The organism is Flavobacterium sediminis, assembly GCF_003148385.1.
Taxonomy (GTDB): Bacteria; Bacteroidota; Bacteroidia; order Flavobacteriales; family Flavobacteriaceae; genus Flavobacterium; species Flavobacterium sediminis.
The window spans coordinates 1625588-1639473 of record NZ_CP029463.1 but is presented as its reverse complement, the minus strand read 5'-3'; the positions used below and the strand labels follow the sequence as shown (position 1 = coordinate 1639473).

Genomic DNA, 13886 nt, shown 5'->3' with positions numbered 1-13886 from the left:
CATGAGTAAAATAAAAACTGCTTTTTTTTGCCAGAAATGCGGCACGTCCTATTCTAAATGGCAAGGCCAATGTTATACTTGCAAAGAGTGGAACACTATAGTTGAAGAAGTAATCCAAAAAGAAGATAAATCCACTTGGCGAACAGCTTCCTCACAAGAAAAAACAAAAAGCAGCAAACCACTTCTCATAAAAGAAATAGACACCACTGAGGAAATCCGGTTAAACACTAATGACAAAGAGTTAAACCGGGTTTTAGGCAGTGGCTTAGTTCCCGGTTCCTTAACTTTATTAGGGGGCGAACCCGGAATCGGAAAGAGTACTCTTTTATTGCAGATCTCACTAAAACTTCCTTACAGAACTCTTTATGTCTCCGGAGAAGAAAGTCAGAAACAAATTAAAATGCGTGCTGAACGTATTTTACCATCTAGCGAGAATTGCTATATTTTAACAGAGACCAAAACACAAAATATTTTCAGACAAATTCAGGAAATAGAACCGGAAATTGTCATTATTGATTCCATTCAGACTTTACAAACCGATTACATTGAATCATCAGCCGGAAGCATTTCTCAGATCAGAGAATGTACTGCTGAATTAATAAAATTTGCCAAAGAAACTAATACACCGGTTATCCTAATCGGACATATTACTAAAGACGGAACTATTGCCGGTCCTAAAATTTTAGAGCACATGGTTGATACCGTTTTACAATTTGAAGGCGATCGAAACCATGTTTACCGGATTTTACGTTCCCTAAAAAACCGTTTCGGTTCTACTGCTGAATTAGGTATTTACGAAATGTTAGGCAACGGTTTACGGGAAGTTGAAAACCCCTCTGAAATTTTAATTTCTCACAAAGAAGAAGCTCTTTCGGGTACGGCAATTGCCTGCACTTTAGAAGGTATGCGCCCGTTAATGATTGAAATTCAGGCTTTGGTAAGTTCTGCTGTCTACGGAACACCTCAACGCAGTGCAACCGGATATAATGCCAAACGCCTGAATATGATTTTAGCTGTTTTGGAAAAACGCGCCGGTTTCCGGTTAGGAACGAAAGATGTTTTCTTAAATGTAACCGGTGGGATTTCTGTTGACGACACCGCTATCGACCTGGCTGTTGTAGCGGCTATTTTATCCTCCAATGAAGATATTGCTATAGAGGAAGGATTCTGTTTTGCAGGAGAAGTTGGACTCTCCGGAGAAATTCGTCCTGTGAATAGAATTGACCAACGAATTCAGGAAGCTGAAAAATTAGGTTTCACGACGATTTTAGTCTCTAAACACAATAAAATTTCACTAAAAAGCAGTAAAATAAAAATTGTATTGGTTTCCAAAATAGAAGATGTCGTAAGCGAATTATTTGGATAACCCTTAAAAAAACACAACAAATATTCTCTTTTTTGTTTTTAAGCGTTAATACCCCTATTTTTTACAGGGGTGTTTCAAAATATTTTTTAGTTTTGTTAAAACTACTGAATTATGAAAATAGAGAAAAGATGGGTTATTTCTTTTGCTTTGATTACCCTTATTGCTATTACCAGTTTATTTTGGACTGGTTCAAATGATTTAAAAGATCAGTTTCTTTCAGAAGACAACATTAACACTTCTGATGTTGCTTGGCTATTAACCTCTTCGTCTTTTGTCTTGTTGATGACTCCCGGACTTTCGTTCTTTTACGGGGGATGGTCGGTAAAAAAAATGTCATTTCCACTATGCTCCAAAGTTTTATTTCTTTGGGTGTTGTAAGTTTACTATGGGTAATTGTCGGTTTTAGTTTGTCTTTTGGCTCTCCTATCGGTTTTGAAATCGGAGGAACAACTTATGGATTAATCGGCAATCCATTAGATTTTCTCTTCTTCAACAATGTCTCTTCGTTACCTCATAATGCATTAGCCAGTACAATCCCTTTTGTACTGTTTGCCTTATTTCAGATGAAATTTGCCGTAATTACTCCGGCCATCATAACCGGATCTTTTGCAGAAAGAGTTCGGTTTATTTCCTATTTATTATTTATCTGCTTATTCATTGTTTTTATATATGCACCGCTTTGCCACATGGTTTGGCATCCGAACGGGCTATTAGGAAGTTTCTTCGGGGTTAAAGATTTTGCCGGTGGAACCGTTGTTCACATGAGTGCCGGTTTTGCTGCTTTAGCAGGTGTTTTGGTTTTAGGAAAAAGAAAGAACAGTGAACACATTCCAACCAATATTCCTTTTGTGCTATTGGGAACAGGTATGCTATGGTTCGGTTGGTTCGGTTTTAATGCCGGATCTGCTTTAGCTTCAAACGGAACAGCCGCTATGGCTTTTGCTACAACAACTATTGCATCTGCTTCTGCTATGGTAACCTGGATATTCTTTGACCGAATCAACGGAAGAAAAGTTTCTGCAATGAATGCCTGCATCGGAGCCGTTGTCGGTTTAGTTGTAATAACACCTGCAGCCGGATTTGTTTCGATTCCTAAAAGTATCTTCTTCGGATTTGCCGCAGCTATTGTTTCTAACCTGATGGTTAACTGGAAAAAATTAAAAGCTTTTGATGATACATTGGATGTTTTCGCCTGTCACGGTGTTGGTGGTATCATGGGAATGATTCTTACTGCTATTTTTGCAGAAGGTGAAAATGCCAGTCTATTACATGGTGGGTGGTCAGTTTTCGGTCATCACATGCTAGCATTGATCCTTGTATCTGCTTTCACCTTTTTCGGAGCTTTACTTTTATATAAAGTAACTAATTTATTTATACCTTTACGCGTATCTGATGAAGCTGAGCGCATTGGCTTAGATTTATCGCAACACGATGAAAAGCTTTAATATATGTTTAAAAAAGGTATTTTCTTTTTAATTATCTGTAGTTTGTTTTCTTTCCAAAAGAACATTTCAGATGATGAAAAGATAAAAAAAGAGATCAACCAAATTTTAGATAACTGGCATGCTGCTGCCGGCAGGGCAGATTTTGATGCCTACTTTCACCTATTGTCTGACGAATCTATTTACATTGGTACTGATGCTACTGAAAATTGGACCAAAAAAGAATTCATGGCGTTTGCCAAACCTTATTTTGACAGGGGAAAAGCATGGAATTTCATAGCTCTTGAAAGACATATTTATTTGTCGTCCGATAAAAAAACAGTTTGGTTCGACGAACTCTTGGATACCCAGATGAAACTTTGTCGGGGAAGTGGTATTCTGATTCGCGAAAAAGGGGAATGGAAGATTAAACATTATGTTCTGTCCATGACAATCCCTAACGAAAATGCTAAAGAAGTAGTAACCATCAAGTCACCTTTGGAAAACAAAATACTAGAAAGTAAAAATTAAAAAAAGCGGTCAATTGACCGCTTTTTTTAATTTCCTAAAAAGGTAATCTCTATTGCTAGAATTTCTGAAACGTAACAGGTATTTCCCTCTTTATCTTCATAACTCCTATGCGTTAATTTACCCCCAACGGCAATCTTCTTTCCTTTTACTACATATTTCTCAATGATCTCTGCAATTTTTCCCCAAGCAACAACTCTGTGCCATTCTGTTTTTTCTACTTTGTCACCATTTTCCCTGAAATATACTTCATTGGTTGCCATAGAAATATTCGCTAATTTTTTCCCTTCCTCTAAAATCTTTATTTCCGGTTCCTGACCTACATAACCGATTAATTGAACTGAATTTTTCATATCCTTATCTTTTAAATTATTTACCCAGAAACATAACCTCATTAATAACCACTTCCGTTACATAATGTTTAACGCCTTCTTTATCCTCATAGTTTCTATGTGACAATCTGCCTTCAACGGCTAACTCTTTTCCTTTGGTTACATACTGTTCGATAATTTGTGCTGTTTTTCCCCAAGCAACAACTCTATGCCATTCCGTTTGTTGTACTTTTTCTCCTTTAGAATTAGTATAGCTTTCATTTGTGGCAATTGAAAAGCTGGCGAACTTTCCTGATTCTAAATTTTTGATTTCCGGTTCTTGACCTACATGTCCGATTAATTGAACTCTGTTTTTCATGGCGTATAAAAATTAAAATGTTAAAAAATAATTTACTGTCAACAATTACACTGTTTGACGAGGCAAAGATGAAATGAGTCGCAAAATTTATTCGGTATTTATCCACTTAATTTCGGTTGTAAATAATTGTAACCGTTTGTAAACGGAAAATATTTTTATTATCTTTACTTAAAACCAACACTTTATGCGCCAAGAAATAAAAAAAGTAGAATTAAGAAACTTACAGATCGAAGACTATAAACAATTGCGAAATTCCATGATAGAAGCCTATCCTGACATGGAAAATTCCTACTGGGCTGAGAGCGACATCAAAAAATTACTTGATATTTTTCCGGAAGGGCAATTAGTAATTTTAGCAGATGACGTCGTTGTAGGTTCTGCTCTTTCAATTATTGTTCCTGAAAAACTAGCTTATAAAACTCACAACTACAAAGAAGTAACCGGCAATTACAAGTTCACTACACATACAGAAGAAGGAGACATCTTATATGGTATCGACGTATTTGTACACCCTAAATATCGCGGACTACGCTTAGGAAGACGTCTGTATGATGCCCGGAAAGAATTGTGTGAACAACTGAATTTAAAAGCCATTGTCTTCTCCGGTAGAATTCCACATTATAGTCAATTTGCAAACGAAATGTCTCCTAAAGAATATATTGATAAAGTTAACCGAAAAGAGATATATGACCCTGTTCTGACTTTTCAATTAAGCAATGACTTTCAGCCGGTACGTGTGATGCGGAATTATTTAGAAGGCGACAAACGATCGCAAGAATATGCGGTTTTACTTGACTGGAATAACATTTACTACGAAGAAAACAAAAAACTCATCAATGTTGAAAAAAGTGTCATTCGATTAGGTTTGATCCAATGGCAAATGCGTCCTTTAGCAAATCTGGAAGCCTTATTTGAACAAGTAGAATTTTTTATCGATGCTGTTTCAGGTTATGGCAGTGATTTTGCTATGTTTCCGGAACTCTTCACTGCTCCGCTCATGGCAGATTACAATCACCTGTCTGAAGCAGAAGCCATTAAAGAATTGGCAAAATATACAGAACTCGTTCGCAAGAGAATGCAAGAATTTGCCATATCATACAATATCAACATCATTACCGGAAGTATGCCTTTTGTTGAAGAAAACCATGTGTATAATGCAGGATTCCTTTGTCGTAGGGACGGAACATTCGATATGTATCGCAAGATACACATTACCCCAAATGAAATTTTCCATTGGGGAATAACCGGAGGCAATACCATTCAGACATTTGATACCGATTGCGGAAAGATAGGAATCGTTATCTGCTATGATGTTGAGTTCCCGGAATTATCTCGATTAATGGCTGATCAGGGAATGAATATTTTATTTGTTCCTTTTCTGACCGACACACAAAACGGTTATACACGTGTACGTCATTGTGCACAGGCCAGAGCTATTGAAAATGAATGTTATGTTGCCATAGCCGGATGTGTAGGCAACTTGCCTAAAGTAAATAATATGGATATCCAATATGCACAAGCAGCTGTCTTTACCCCTTCAGATTTTGCTTTTCCAAGCAATGGTGTAAAAGCCGAAGCTACTCCGAATACAGAAATGACTCTGATCGTTGATGTTGACATCGATGTTCTGAAAGAATTACATGAACACGGGAGTGTTCAGACACTCAAGGATCGAAGACATGATCTATACAAACTAAAAAAATTAAAATAATTTAAACTTTTTCCTATGCTTAAGCATTTATTTTCCATCTTATTACTATTAAGTTTATCGGGTAAAGCCATAGGGCAAAACACCCTAACCTATAATGATGAAAAAGGTTCCCCTAAAGCTACTTTACAGGATGTAAAATGGATTTCCGGAACCTGGCGGGGTGAAGCCATGGGAGGAACCTGCGAAGAATTTTGGGATCAACCAAGTGGTAATACAATGCTATTTTGCTTTAAGTTTCTCGAAAATGACAAGGTGATCTTTTATGAGTTAGGACATATTATTGAAGCAGACAATACGCTTTTTTTAGAGCTCAAACATTTCGGCCCTGACCTGAAAGGCTGGGAAAAAGCAGATGAAAAACAAACATTCCGTTTAGTGAAACAGGATGAAAACCGCGTTTATTTTGACCGCTTTACCTTTGAAAAAGTATCCGATAACGAAATAAACATTTATGTTGTTTTTGAGAAATCGGGCGAAGAAATGCTCTTTAACTATAAAAGGGAAAAATCATGAGTAAGACTTGTTTAGAATGCGGAGAAAAAATTGTAGGCCGTGAAGATAAAAAATTTTGCAGTGATAGCTGTCGTAATGCCTACAATAATAAAATGAATAAAGATCATAATAATCTAATGCGGAATATTAATAATAAATTGCGCAAAAATTATCGTATCTTAAATGAGTTGAATCCTGATGGAAAAACAAAAATCAGTCGGACCAAATTATTAAGTAAGGGGTTTGATTTTGAATTCATGACTTCCATTTATCACACCAAAAACGGGAATACCTATTATTTTTTGTATGATCAGGGGTATATGACTATTGAAAATGACCAATATGTTTTAGTAAAAAAAGATTCGTAATGGCAAAATTGCAAAAACAAGTTTCTATATTAGGCTGCGGTTGGCTTGGTTTACCGTTAGCTGAACAATTTCTGGAGCAGGATTACCTTGTTAAGGGCTCCACAACTTCTGTCGCTAATCATGACCTTTTAAAAGGCAAAAACATTATTCCGTACTTAGTAGAATTGAAAGAGAACGAAGTTTTTGGAAATTTTGACCATTTTTTAGACGGTAGTCAGATTCTAATCATCAACTTTCCTCCCCGATTTAAAGCAGATTCCCCTGAAAGTTTAGTAAAAAAAATAGAAAACTGCCTCCCGATAATTGAAAGATCAACGATTGAACATATTATTTTCGTAAGTTCAACTGCCGTATTTCCGGACAGCTTTCCTATGCAAACCATCTATGAAGACACAGCTCCTCACCCAAATAACGAAAGAGGTAAGCAACTCTTAGAAGCAGAGAATCGATTGCGTTATAACACACACTTTCAATCTACCATTATACGATTCGGAGGATTAATAAGTGAAGATAGACATCCTATTTATCACATTGCAGGAAAAAGTAACATTGATAATCCGGAAGCTCCGGTTAATTTAATTCACCGACAAGATTGTATTAACTTTATTTTTCATATTATCAATAATAAACTCTGGAACAAAACCTTAAATGTAGCTTATCCGAAACATCCCAAACGAAAAGATTATTATCCCCAAAAAGCCTTAGAATTAAATTTAGATTCCCTTACTTTTAAAGAAAACTCTATCTCAAAAGGCAAATATATTAGTTGTAAATATTTGCGTGAAAAGTACAACTTTACTTTTCAGTTTATGATTTAGTTTTACAGTCTTATTTTTTGATCCTGCTTTGTTCAGAAATAACCCATTTATTTAGCTGAAGCAGAATTTTTACAATAAAATACGATACATTACATTTTAAAAACAAAAAGTCCCGAAAGGATTTCGGGACTAAATGTTCTTGATAAGAAATAAAATTACTGCTATTAACCATCACAAATATACGACAGCCTGAACCTATCTCGGATACAGAAAAAATGTATATTTTGTTAAAGTTTTATAAAAGAACATAAATTCATAAACCGAATCCATTTCACATTATAAAGTGGCATCATTGTTTCGTCAAAGTGATAAAAGGAGGCAACACCTGTTCTGCTGTCCCGGTTAAACAATCAGTCGTTTTCTCTCCTTTAACAGCATATGCTAAATTCATCTGAGTATTGTTATTCACAACAGCTATTAGTACATAACCGTTCTGACCACATATGAAATCTTCTCCCATATACTCTAAATGATAGGTTTCACCATTTTCATCCAGATAGCTTCCTGTTATCATCATTGGTGAATCATCTAAAAGAGGAGTAGTATCTATAATCACATTTCCGGTAGAAGCATCTGTTATTTTGTAACGGATTATTAATTCATCCATTGCAATTTCTAAAAAAGAAGATGTATATTTCGTAACAACAAATTCATAATTTTTACCATCATAAATTCCAGTCCATGTACCAATATATTTATCAAATAAATTATTTACATCTTTTATATAATATCCTTCAGGAACATCGTAAGGATATGTTATATAATCTTCTATAGGTATTATATTTTGCGAAGATGATATGATTTGTGCTTTACAACCCAATAAGTTGATTATTAAAATGAATATTAATATTATCTTTTTAATCATTATTTCAATTTTAAAAATTATTTAATTTACTAACAGTCTTGAGAAGATACTCCTCCATTTTCATTTAAAAACTTTTCCTTAACCGTTTTACCGTTTATTTTAAAAAGCCTTATACCCTCAATCCCTATCTCATTTTTTAGAAATTTTAAAAAGGCTTTTTCTCTGTTAAGTTTATATTTCTTAAAATATTCCATGTATTTTTTATCCAATGTTTTATTATTCTTTAAAGTTCTTAGATTATTAATATTTGCCAGAACATCCTGAATGTCTCCTGTAAATTTTAATGTATAATCATTTACTGCTGAATACATACTTCCATAAACATCTGACAAAGGTATTCCATTGTTATCAGCATTTTGAAGTAAGATAAGAAATTTAATCACATCACCCGGAGATGGCATTTTTATAGGTTTTACTTCCTCCGGGATTCCATCACCATTACTATCAGGTACCTCATAGCGATTTATATGAGAATGAATATAGCCAATCATATTACTATTTATCGGAATATCTAAAGCATGCCCCCGTCTGCTGTAAGTTCATTGAAGCTATTATCTGAATTTTGGGAAAAACCTATCTCATGATCGGCATTAAAAGCAGAACTACTATTAACAATATGTTCTTTCTCTTTAAAATCAGAGTTATTCAACTGATCTAAAATTTTTTTACAAGGTGTGATTAGTTCTACAGCAGATTCAACTGCCGGAATAGAAATTATTGCGCCATCACTACAACCTTTGCAGCTATCTCCGGTATCAGAATTATCTCCTGTTGTACCTCCGGTACTGCCTCCGCTGCCACTACCGCCTACACCGCCCGAGGTCTCTACTCCGGTTGTGGTCGTGGTGCTTCCGCTGCTGCCATCTGTTCCGTCATCGTAGTAATTCCAGGTACACTCGTTGGAGACCAATACCCATTCTTCCGTGTAGAGTTCCCCACCTGTGTTGTCACCCTGATGCGCCGGTACGACTTCCAATGACCATATTTCTACACAACTGTATTCCAGCACCATTTTGTTTAACTCGCCGCTGTTGAAGACCGAAGTGTCAAAATCTATCGGATAATAACGAGTCGTTGTGTTGTTCAGCGTTGTTTGAGACACAGCATTGTATTCGTCCTTTGAAAAACCATATTCTACGATATACGCATCGTAACTCCCGTCGGAACGCGACGATAGCAAGAGATTTTCCAAATGGGAAGTGACCAAACTATCCCGCGTAAGCGGAAAGTTATAGGAATGTTTCCCCGTTGTGGTATCTTCCACGTATTTCACATAAGCGGTGTTTACGGAAAAGCCGTAGGTTGAATTGTAAAGGATTCGGGAAGTACCTATCGGTGTTCCCGTTCCGGTGGCTTGTGCTTTGGTTTGCCCTGCAATCTTTTGTAATTCGTCCATAACCTTAGCATTGGACAGGATCTGTTCACTATCCAGAACCCGAATGTCAAAACGGGAGGTTGTCAGATTGTAGTTTGTTGTACTTTCCTCATAGTCTTTCTCACAGTTGGTCAACAGCAGCACTAAGAGTCCCGATAAACTTAAGAGCAGTCTTTTCTTTCGTTTTAATTTCATTTAATAAACATTATACCTTTTTATTTCTCACTATGACGGCTGAAAAGGGTTTATGATCCGTTTGGGACAATTAATACCTCTACACTGTACTTTTTTACTGTACAGGAAAAGAACAAAATGTTGATAGGGGAATCGGGATCAAATGTATAGCATTGTTCTTATAACTCGGATATAGGAAAAATGTATATTTTGTTAAAATTTCATATTTTATCCTCATGAGACACAAAAAATCCACAAAAACAAAAAGTCCCGAAAGGATTTCGGGACTAGATGTTCTTGATAAGAAATAAAATTACTGCTATTAACCGTAACAAATATAGGTGCTATATTTGTTAAATTGGATACAGAAAAAATGTATATTTTGTTAAAGTTTTGGTTTGAGCAATTTATTTTGAATTCAGCAAAATAGCCGCTTCTTTGGCAAAATAGGTTGAAATTAAACTGGCTCCGGCTCTTTTAATACACATTAGCTGTTCCATCATGATTGTATCATGATCCAGCCAGCCCTTTTCTGCTGCTGCTTTAATCATAGCATATTCTCCGGAAACATGATATACTGTTACTGGAACATTCACTGCATTTTTTACTTCTCTAACTATATCTAAATATGCCATCCCCGGTTTTACCATAACCATATCAGCGCCTTCTTCTACATCCCAAAGGGCTTCTTTAATAGCTTCAATACGGTTAGCATAATCCATTTGATAGGTTTTCTTGTCTTTCGGAACTTTTACTGTTGCTTCTTTCGGAGCGCTATCTAATGCATCACGAAACGGACCGTAAAAGGCTGAAGCATATTTTGCCGAATAACTCATAATTCCGACATTCTGAAAACCGGCTGCATCTAATCCTTCACGTAACCGCAATACACGACCGTCCATCATATCACTAGGTGCTACAAAATCGGCTCCGGCCTGTGCGTGTGAAACAGCCATTTTAACTAAAGCTTCAACTGTTTCATCATTCGCAATATCGCCATCTTTAATGATCCCGTCGTGACCATAAATGGAATACGGATCTAAAGCCACATCCGGCATTACGATCATTTCCGGACAAGCTGCTTTAATTGCTCTGATTGTATTTTGCATTAACCCATTTGGATTCCATGCTTCTTTTCCGGTATTGTCTTTTAAGTCTTCACTGACCTTTACATAAATATTAACGGCTCTGATTCCCAGAGCAAATAATTCTTTAACTTCTTCAACTGTCAGATCAATAGATCTTCTGTAAATTCCGGGCATTGACGGAATTTCTACTTTTACATTTTCGCCTTCGGCAATAAACATGGGAAACATAAAATCATCCGGACTTAAAGTAGTTTCGCGAACTAAACTGCGAATGCTTTCGTTTACTCTTAATCTTCTGCCTCTGTGTATTGGGAACATAATTCTTATATTTGGAGAACAAAGTTAAAAAATATATAAGGTAAAATGCCTTTCAAAGAACTAAAGTTTTGTTATAATTGGAGAAGCTACCAAGAGCAGTTTTTAGCCGATTTTCAATCTCATATACAAGATAATCACTTACATGTAATTGCGCCTCCGGGTTCCGGAAAAACAATTTTAGGAATTGAACTAATGCGAAGGGTCAATAAAAGAGCCTTAGTACTTTGTCCTACTTTAACCATACGGAATCAATGGCAGGATCGGCTACAGACTTTTTTTATGAACGGGTGTTATTTTGAAGCATTTTCCTTTGATATTGCTAACCCTTCAAATGTTACTTTTTCAACCTATCAATCGCTTCATTCTTTTTATAAGAAGTGCGCTTCTAAAGAAGAGTATTTTAACTTCTTTCAGGAAAACAATATTGAAGTTTTGATCTTGGATGAGTGTCACCATCTCAAAAGCGAATGGTGGAAATGTTTATACGAACTGAAGGAAAAACATCAGCAGACCATTGTAGCTTTAACAGCAACTCCTCCTTATGATAGCGAAGCACTGGAAGTTCATAAATATTTTAAACTATGCGGTGAAATTGATGATGAAATTGTGGTTCCCGACTTGGTTAAGGAAGGCGACTTATGCCCGCATCAGGATTATGTTTACTTTTCTGAACCCGAGCAAAAGGAAATCGATTTTATTCTTGATTACAGAATGAAAATCGCCTCTTTTTTTGATGCTATGAGTACAAATGAAGCTTTCATTAATTTTGTAAACGAGCATCGTTTCTTAAAGGAAACGGATAAAAACCTTACTGCTATTTATGCCAATCCGGAATACCTTTCCTCTCTTTTAATTTTCCTGAACCATTGCGGAACAAAGCTTTCTAAAAACTATTTTCTCCTATTAGGATTTAAGAAGGCAGAAAAAATAGAGATTCCCGCTTTTGATTTGCCATGGGCTCAGATTTTATTGCAGAACCTATTAATCAATGACAGAAAAAATCTGGAAGCCTATGAATCTTTATTGGAGAAAACGGAACAGGAAATACGAAAAATCCATGCTTTTGAAAATAACACTGTTGATTTTGTCGGAACCAAGACACTTTATCGTTCGTTAGCTAACAGCATCAGTAAATTAGAAAGTATAATTAGTATCCTGAAAAGCGAAAATGCCACTTTAAAATCTGATTTACGAGCTGTTGTATTAACGGATTATATCAAAAAAGAATTCCTTGATGTTCCTGAAGCTGAAATCCATAGCATTAACCGCTTAGGTGTTATTCCTATTTTTTATCGTTTAAAAGGTGAATTGCCCAAAAACAAAATTGCGGTACTTTCCGGAAGCAATGTTATCATTCATAAATCGTTACAAAATTCACTTAGCGAAAACATTAGTTTTTCTACTTTAAAAACGGATGAAGAGTACATTGTTCTCAATGCCGGAAATACCTCTGATAAGATTGTCCGAACAATTACGCAACTCTTCGAAGAAGGTAAGATTACCATACTGATCGGCACAAAATCACTTTTAGGAGAAGGTTGGGATGCTCCTTCTATAAATACTCTGATCTTAGCTTCCTTTGTGGGCTCTTTTGTTTCTTCCAATCAAATGAGAGGCAGGGCTATACGAACATCAAAAGACAATCCTGATAAAACCGGGAATATCTGGCATTTAGTATGTTTAGACCCTACTGATAGTAAAGGCGGAAAAGATATTGAAACCTTAAAACGTCGTTTTGATTCTTATGTAGGCATTTCAAACGATGAGAAAGTTTACATTGAAAGCGGAATAGATCGTTTAAACCTCCCTTTTGAATACAATGCTTTCAACCTAGAGGAATTTAATCGCAATACCTTATTACAATCCGGTCAGAGAGATCAAATGAAAGAGAGATGGAACAACGCTATTCGGCTAGGTTCTTCTTTATCGAGAGAAATAAAACAATATTATCCGGGAGATAAACCCTTTCAAAAGGAAAAAGAGCAAAAATTTAAAGATGTTGTCAAGTATTCGGTCGTAGAGCTAACAGTTTCTCTTTCTTTATTTTTGCCTCAATTCTTATTAAAGAACCTGAACATTTTACTCACCAAAGGTATTCTTACCTTTGTTTACTCTCTTTTAACAGCTCTTGGACTAACCTTTGGCATTAAATCGTATAAAGCCGTTAAAGCTTATATCCAATTTGGTTTTTTACACAAAGACATCCTGAAGATCAGTCAGGCTCTTTTAGCCTCCATGTGTGAAACTGGCTTTATCAATACTCCCGAAAAAACTATTGTTCTGAATTCGTCCGTTAATCCTAAAGGAGACGTTATTGTTTCTATTAAAGGGGTTTCTGATTTTGAAAGCGGTTTATTCATAAAAGCATTAGAGCAAATTTTAGAACCGATACAAAACCCGCGTTATTTAATTGTAAAGACCAATTGGTTCCGAAAAAATTTTGAGATCGAGAATTATTATTCCGTACCGGACATTTTTGGCGACAAAAAGAAAAACTGTCAGCTTTTTGAAAAGCACTGGCAAGAAAAAGTAGGTGAATCCCGATTTTATTTTACCCGTCACTTAAAAGGCAGACGATTATTACTCAAAGCCCGGATGTTTCATATTAGTAATACCTTTAAGGAGACCACCAAAAAAGCCGTGATCTGGAATTAGAAGCTTTATCTTTCCTT

Annotated in this window: 13 protein-coding genes and 1 pseudogene; 8 read left to right on the top strand and 6 right to left on the bottom strand. The window is 35.8% G+C overall.

Features of this window, described 5'->3' with window-relative positions; all coding sequences use genetic code 11:
- Nucleotide 1: 1 nt before the first annotated feature.
- The 3 genes and pseudogenes from radA (at nucleotide 2) to DI487_RS07600 (ending at nucleotide 3318) form a co-directional block, all read left to right on the top strand.
- Nucleotides 2-1366, top strand: coding sequence for a DNA repair protein RadA (gene radA, locus DI487_RS07610; RefSeq protein WP_109569109.1), 1365 nt, complete (start codon nucleotides 2-4; stop codon nucleotides 1364-1366).
- 111 nt (nucleotides 1367-1477) lie between these two features.
- A pseudogene (locus tag DI487_RS07605) lies at nucleotides 1478-2811 on the top strand (ammonium transporter).
- A 3-nt stretch (nucleotides 2812-2814) separates the two neighbouring features.
- The gene (locus tag DI487_RS07600; RefSeq protein ID WP_109569108.1) at nucleotides 2815-3318 is read left to right on the top strand and encodes a nuclear transport factor 2 family protein; all 504 of its coding nucleotides are present in this window, start codon (nucleotides 2815-2817) and stop codon (nucleotides 3316-3318) included.
- 26 nt (nucleotides 3319-3344) lie between these two features.
- On the opposite strand, the gene DI487_RS07595 is transcribed toward DI487_RS07600, so the two are convergent.
- Nucleotides 3345-3668 carry a single-stranded DNA-binding protein gene (locus DI487_RS07595; protein WP_109570632.1) on the bottom strand — a complete coding sequence of 108 codons (324 nt, stop codon included), beginning with the start codon at nucleotides 3666-3668 and terminating at the stop codon, nucleotides 3345-3347.
- Nucleotides 3669-3684: 16 nt separating this feature from the next.
- Nucleotides 3685-4005 (bottom strand): single-stranded DNA-binding protein, encoded by a 321-nt coding sequence (locus tag DI487_RS07590; protein WP_109569107.1) that lies wholly within the window; start codon nucleotides 4003-4005, stop codon nucleotides 3685-3687.
- Nucleotides 4006-4189: 184 nt separating this feature from the next.
- Between DI487_RS07590 and DI487_RS07585 the strand changes: the two genes are divergently transcribed.
- From DI487_RS07585 to DI487_RS07570, 4 genes are read left to right on the top strand one after another with little or no spacing between them, the layout of a single operon-like run.
- The gene (locus DI487_RS07585; RefSeq protein WP_109569106.1) at nucleotides 4190-5716 is read left to right on the top strand and encodes a bifunctional GNAT family N-acetyltransferase/carbon-nitrogen hydrolase family protein; all 1527 of its coding nucleotides are present in this window, start codon (nucleotides 4190-4192) and stop codon (nucleotides 5714-5716) included.
- Between the two features lie 15 nt (nucleotides 5717-5731).
- Nucleotides 5732-6229 (top strand): DUF6265 family protein, encoded by a 498-nt coding sequence (locus DI487_RS07580; protein ID WP_109569105.1) that lies wholly within the window; start codon nucleotides 5732-5734, stop codon nucleotides 6227-6229.
- Nucleotides 6226-6576, top strand: a complete 351-nt coding sequence (locus DI487_RS07575) for a DUF2116 family Zn-ribbon domain-containing protein (RefSeq protein ID WP_109569104.1) — start codon at nucleotides 6226-6228, stop codon at nucleotides 6574-6576. The genes DI487_RS07580 and DI487_RS07575 overlap by 4 nt, the downstream gene beginning before the upstream one ends.
- Complete coding sequence (locus DI487_RS07570; RefSeq protein ID WP_245896556.1) at nucleotides 6576-7394, top strand: Rossmann-fold NAD(P)-binding domain-containing protein; 819 nt, start codon at nucleotides 6576-6578, stop codon at nucleotides 7392-7394. The genes DI487_RS07575 and DI487_RS07570 overlap by 1 nt, the downstream gene beginning before the upstream one ends.
- A gap of 289 nt (nucleotides 7395-7683) precedes the next feature.
- Here the strand turns inward: DI487_RS07570 and DI487_RS07565 are convergent, their stop codons facing one another.
- The 4 genes from DI487_RS07565 to hemB all read right to left on the bottom strand — a co-directional run bounded on the left by DI487_RS07565 (nucleotide 7684) and on the right by hemB (nucleotide 11214).
- Entirely contained in the window at nucleotides 7684-8214 is a 531-nt protein-coding gene (locus tag DI487_RS07565; protein ID WP_146193396.1) for a hypothetical protein, read from the bottom strand.
- Between the two features lie 74 nt (nucleotides 8215-8288).
- Complete coding sequence (locus tag DI487_RS07560; RefSeq protein ID WP_109569102.1) at nucleotides 8289-8750, bottom strand: hypothetical protein; 462 nt, start codon at nucleotides 8748-8750, stop codon at nucleotides 8289-8291.
- Nucleotides 8751-8770: 20 nt separating this feature from the next.
- Nucleotides 8771-9829, bottom strand: coding sequence for a hypothetical protein (locus DI487_RS07555; RefSeq protein WP_109569101.1), 1059 nt, complete (start codon nucleotides 9827-9829; stop codon nucleotides 8771-8773).
- Nucleotides 9830-10215: 386 nt separating this feature from the next.
- On the bottom strand, nucleotides 10216-11214 hold the full coding sequence (gene hemB / locus DI487_RS07550) for a porphobilinogen synthase (RefSeq protein ID WP_109569100.1): 999 nt from the start codon (nucleotides 11212-11214) through the stop codon (nucleotides 10216-10218).
- Nucleotides 11215-11259: 45 nt separating this feature from the next.
- Here hemB and DI487_RS07545 point away from each other — a divergent pair, with 45 nt between their 5' ends.
- Nucleotides 11260-13869 (top strand): DEAD/DEAH box helicase family protein, encoded by a 2610-nt coding sequence (locus DI487_RS07545; RefSeq protein ID WP_109569099.1) that lies wholly within the window; start codon nucleotides 11260-11262, stop codon nucleotides 13867-13869.
- Nucleotides 13870-13886 lie beyond the last annotated feature (17 nt).

Bases quoted from the DNA above. Each gene is read 5' to 3' on its own strand.
- radA (WP_109569109.1), top strand. From the start codon at position 2: ATGAGTAAAATAAAAACTGCTTTTTTTTGCCAGAAATGCGGCACGTCC.
- DI487_RS07600 (WP_109569108.1), top strand. From the start codon at position 2,815: ATGTTTAAAAAAGGTATTTTCTTTTTAATTATCTGTAGTTTGTTTTCT.
- DI487_RS07595 (WP_109570632.1), bottom strand. From the start codon at position 3,668: ATGAAAAATTCAGTTCAATTAATCGGTTATGTAGGTCAGGAACCGGAA.
- DI487_RS07590 (WP_109569107.1), bottom strand. From the start codon at position 4,005: ATGAAAAACAGAGTTCAATTAATCGGACATGTAGGTCAAGAACCGGAA.
- DI487_RS07585 (WP_109569106.1), top strand. From the start codon at position 4,190: ATGCGCCAAGAAATAAAAAAAGTAGAATTAAGAAACTTACAGATCGAA.
- DI487_RS07580 (WP_109569105.1), top strand. From the start codon at position 5,732: ATGCTTAAGCATTTATTTTCCATCTTATTACTATTAAGTTTATCGGGT.
- DI487_RS07575 (WP_109569104.1), top strand. From the start codon at position 6,226: ATGAGTAAGACTTGTTTAGAATGCGGAGAAAAAATTGTAGGCCGTGAA.
- DI487_RS07570 (WP_245896556.1), top strand. From the start codon at position 6,576: ATGGCAAAATTGCAAAAACAAGTTTCTATATTAGGCTGCGGTTGGCTT.
- DI487_RS07560 (WP_109569102.1), bottom strand. From the start codon at position 8,750: ATGATTGGCTATATTCATTCTCATATAAATCGCTATGAGGTACCTGAT.
- DI487_RS07555 (WP_109569101.1), bottom strand. From the start codon at position 9,829: ATGAAATTAAAACGAAAGAAAAGACTGCTCTTAAGTTTATCGGGACTC.
- hemB (WP_109569100.1), bottom strand. From the start codon at position 11,214: ATGTTCCCAATACACAGAGGCAGAAGATTAAGAGTAAACGAAAGCATT.
- DI487_RS07545 (WP_109569099.1), top strand. From the start codon at position 11,260: ATGCCTTTCAAAGAACTAAAGTTTTGTTATAATTGGAGAAGCTACCAA.